Origin of the sequence: Faecalibacterium sp. (genome assembly GCF_052358865.1) — a bacterium.
Taxonomy (GTDB): Bacteria; Bacillota; Clostridia; order Oscillospirales; family Ruminococcaceae; genus Faecalibacterium; species Faecalibacterium butyricigenerans.
Genome location: NZ_DAWCVJ010000129.1, coordinates 1 through 3,644 on the forward strand (window position 1 = coordinate 1; position 3,644 = coordinate 3,644).

A 3,644-nucleotide genomic window follows, 5' to 3' on the forward strand; every position below is an offset into this window, starting at 1 on the left:
GCGCTTGACAATCCGCGTGCTGACGTCTATAATAAAGATAAGGAAAGGCGCTGTCCGCGCAAACGGCTAGCTCCTCACCGGCATACAGTCAAAAAGAATGACCGCCAGAGTTTGAGAGCTGTGGGCGGTCATTTCTTTTTGTCGTTATTGCCATTATCGTGCGAAATCCGCCATGCAATGTCAAAAGTGACATGCACGACCTGAACCAACAGCACCAGTAGACTGACGATGAAGGCCAGAAGTGCAAAGACTTCAGCAAGAGTCATGTGGCATCCCCCCTTTACTCGATGAGCATCGGGAGGAAAACTTCAAAAAGCACCCTCCCATGCTCATTTCGTTCCAAAGAACGATGTAGCAAAGCCGGGAGGAGCATAGCCGCCTGCGTTTGACGAAACAGCGCCTTTCCTGCAAACAAGGATACCACAAAAACCGACAGAAAGCAATCTTTTTCCCTATTGACAGGCGGGAAGAATATTTTGTATAATACGGTCATAGAAATACTCGCTCGAACGAGCGGGTAAAAATGAAGACAGCTGCGGAACAGGAAAACGCAGCTGTCTTTTTTATCGCAATTTTCAAAAATAGTGCCTATCAAAATAGCATATTTGCGATATGCAGTTTGCGGATGTTGCTTGTGCATTAAAAGCGCAAACTGCTATACTTGCAAATCGCACTGGGTTACGCGAGCCGCAGGCTCTCCAAGACTTCATTTACGACATCCAAGGCAACCTGCCCGGGCGCACTGGCCTGTCCGGGGTTGGCAAAGGTCATGGCCGAGCCGAAGGCTTCGCCGCACAGGCGGCTCACGGCACCCAGCGCTCCCATGCTCATGGTGATGACGGGCGTTTCGGGGCGGCGCTCTGCCATCTCGGCGGTGGCAGCCAACAGCTCGAGGACGTCCGAGGGGGAGCAGGGCATCACGGCCAGCTTGGGCAGGTCGGCCCCGACCTGCTGCATGGCGGTCAGGCGGGCGACCATCTCTGCCCGGGGCGGCGTCTTGTGGAAATCGTGGCTGGAGCAGACCACTGCTGTGCCTGCCCGGTGTGCCTGTTCGATGAGGGCCGACAGATGCTCCCGGTTCGGAAAAAATTCGATGTCCAGCAGGTCGGCGCAGCCGCTGGCACAGACGGCCTCGCAGAAACTGGCGTACTGCTGGGGCGTCAGCGCGGCTTCGCCGCCCTCAGCCTTGGTGCGGAAGGTCACGAGGAGAAGCTTTTCCTCCAATGCGGCCCGCAGTCCGGACAACACCTGCCCCAGCGCGGCGGGGTCCAGCGCCCCGGGAAACCAGTCGGCCCGCCATTCGATGCAGTCGGCCTTCTGCGCGGCCAGACGCACAGCCTCGCTGAGGATGCCGTCCGCTGTGGAAGCGACGATGGGCAGGATGACTTTGGGGCGGCCAGCGCCGATGCAGCAGCCGCGGATGGTGATGCTGGACATGATAACTACCTCGCTTTGCAAAAAGTACCTTCATCATACGGCCTGCCCCGCCGCTTGTCAAGCCTGCCGGAGCAAAAACCGAATGTGAGTCGTTTTTTGTGGAAAATTCCACTTGCGGGGTGGCTTAAAATCGTTTACAATAGGCGCAGCAAAGGCAGTGTGGCCCGTAAGGGGCCGCGCTGCCTTTTTCGTTTGGGAGGGAAAGAAAATGAAGGAAATGAAAACGACCGCGCAGGTGCTGGTGGACTGTCTGGAAGCCGAGGGCGTCGATGTGATGTTCGGCATTCCGGGCGAGGAAACGCTTGACCTGATGTTTGCCATCCGGAACAGCAAGATCCGCTTCATCCCAGTGCGCCACGAGCAGGGCGCGGCCTTTATGGCCGATGTCTATGGCCGTCTGACCGGCCGGGCCGGCGTCTGCCTGTCCACCCTTGGCCCCGGCGCGACCAACCTAGTCACCGGCGTGGCGGACGCCTATCTGGACGGCGCGCCGCTGGTGGCCATCACGGGACAGGTAGGCACCGACCGGATGCAGCTCACCAGCCACCAGTACCTCGACCTGACGGCCATGTTTGAGCCGATCACCAAGCGTTCGAAGCAGATCATCCGCCCCGACACGGTGGGCGAGATCGTGCGTCTGGCCTTCAAGCACGCCGAGAAGGGCAAGCCGGGCGCGACCCACATCGACCTGCCTCAGAACATCGCCAAAATGCCCGCCGATGCTGTGCCGCTCAAGCGCCAGCAGATGCATGATGTCTACGCCGACCCGACCCACATTGCGGCGGCGGGAAAAATCATCAGCGAGGCAAAGAATCCGGTCATCCTCGCGGGTGCGGGCGCGGTGCGCGGCCATGCCGCTTCCGCCGTCACCGAGCTGGCCGACCGGCTGCATATCCCGGTGGTCAATACCATGATGGCTAAGGGCATCATCCCGATGGACGACAAATACAGCCTCTGGACCATCGGCATCCCGCAGAAGGACCACGTCAACCAGCTCTTCGACCACGCCGATGTGGTCATCGCCATCGGATACGACATCGTGGAGTGTGCCCCGGCCAAGTGGGGTGCGCGGGAGGACATGACCATCGTGCACATCGACAGCGCCCCCGCCGACGTCAACAAGCGGTATCAGCCCGCCGTGGAAGTGGTGGGCGACATCTCGGAGAGCCTGTATGAGATCCTTCGCTGTGCCCACCGCACCGGTGAGCCGGAGTTTGCATTGGCCCTCCGCCAGACGATGGTGGCGGAGCATGAGGCGATGGCGGCAGACGACAGCTGCCCCATGAAGCCTGCCCGCATCCTTGCCGATGTGCGGAAGGTCATGGGCCGCGACGATATTCTGGTCAGCGATGTGGGTGCTCATAAGATGTGGATCGCCCGCCACTATGACTGCTACGAGCCGAACACCTGCCTCATCTCCAATGGCTTCGCCAGCATGGGCTTCTCCATCCCGGGCGCATTCGCGGCCAAACTGCTCTATCCGGAGAAGAAGGTGCTGGCCCTCTGCGGCGACGGCGGCTTCATGATGAATAGTCAGGAGCTGGAGACGGCGGTGCGGGAGAAGGTGCCCTTCGTGACCCTCATCTGGGAGGATTCCAGCTACGGCCTGATCAAGTGGAAGGAACAGGAACAGTTCGGCGGGGAGCACTGCTATGTGGACTTCTCCAACCCCGACTTTAAACTGTTGGCGGAGGCGATGCACTGCAAGGGCTATCGCGTCGAAAAGGCGGATGAGCTGATCCCCACGCTGGAAGAGGCGTTCCGGCAGGATGTGCCCAGCGTCATCGTAGTGCCGGTGGACTACAGCGAGAATATGAAACTGAGTGAGCACCTCAAACAGGTCTGCGCCCAGAAATAACTATTATATAAGGAAGAGCATCTGCTGCCCAATGAGGGCAGCGGATGCTTTTATCGCAAGACAAGAAATTAGTGCAACATTCAAACAGCATATTTGCGATATGCAATTCAACGCTGTTGCTGTTGCATTATAGCAGTTTGCGTTTTGAATGCACAAGCAACATCCGCAAACTACATATCGCAAACATGCCATTTTGATAGGCACTATTTTTGAAAATTGCGATAAAAAGTTGAATTGCTATATTTGTATCCGATGCAGGGATGTCAAAGCGTTAGTCAAAACGCCGCAAAAAATTGGTAAAAAAGTGCAAAGGCGAAAAAAGAGCAAAAAACTTGTAAAAAAGGCTTGC

The 3,644-nt window shown here is 57.5% G+C and carries 4 protein-coding genes; 2 read left to right on the forward strand and 2 right to left on the reverse strand.

What is annotated here, in order from left to right; translation table 11 throughout:
- Nucleotides 1-128: 128 nt before the first annotated feature.
- Entirely contained in the window at nt 129-266 is a 138-nt protein-coding gene (locus tag ACT8X9_RS13020; protein ID WP_227621926.1) for a hypothetical protein, read from the reverse strand.
- 412 nt (nt 267-678) lie between these two features.
- Nucleotides 679-1,437, reverse strand: coding sequence for a type I 3-dehydroquinate dehydratase (gene aroD / locus ACT8X9_RS13025; protein ID WP_444269277.1), 759 nt, complete (start codon nt 1,435-1,437; stop codon nt 679-681).
- Nucleotides 1,438-1,645: 208 nt separating this feature from the next.
- Between aroD and ACT8X9_RS13030 the strand changes: the two genes are divergently transcribed.
- Both ACT8X9_RS13030 and ACT8X9_RS13035 read left to right on the forward strand, forming a co-directional pair.
- Entirely contained in the window at nt 1,646-3,295 is a 1,650-nt protein-coding gene (locus ACT8X9_RS13030) for an acetolactate synthase large subunit (protein WP_444269278.1), read from the forward strand.
- A 148-nt stretch (nt 3,296-3,443) separates the two neighbouring features.
- Nucleotides 3,444-3,644, forward strand: a 201-nt coding sequence (locus tag ACT8X9_RS13035; protein WP_444269279.1) for a hypothetical protein, incomplete at its 3' end; no start/stop codon positions are given.

What these genes read in the sequence shown, in the direction of transcription:
- ACT8X9_RS13020 (WP_227621926.1), bottom strand. Translation starts at nt 266, where the DNA reads ATGACTCTTGCTGAAGTCTTTGCACTTCTGGCCTTCATCGTCAGTCTA.
- ACT8X9_RS13030 (WP_444269278.1), top strand. Translation starts at nt 1,646, where the DNA reads ATGAAGGAAATGAAAACGACCGCGCAGGTGCTGGTGGACTGTCTGGAA.
- aroD (WP_444269277.1), bottom strand. Translation starts at nt 1,437, where the DNA reads ATGTCCAGCATCACCATCCGCGGCTGCTGCATCGGCGCTGGCCGCCCC.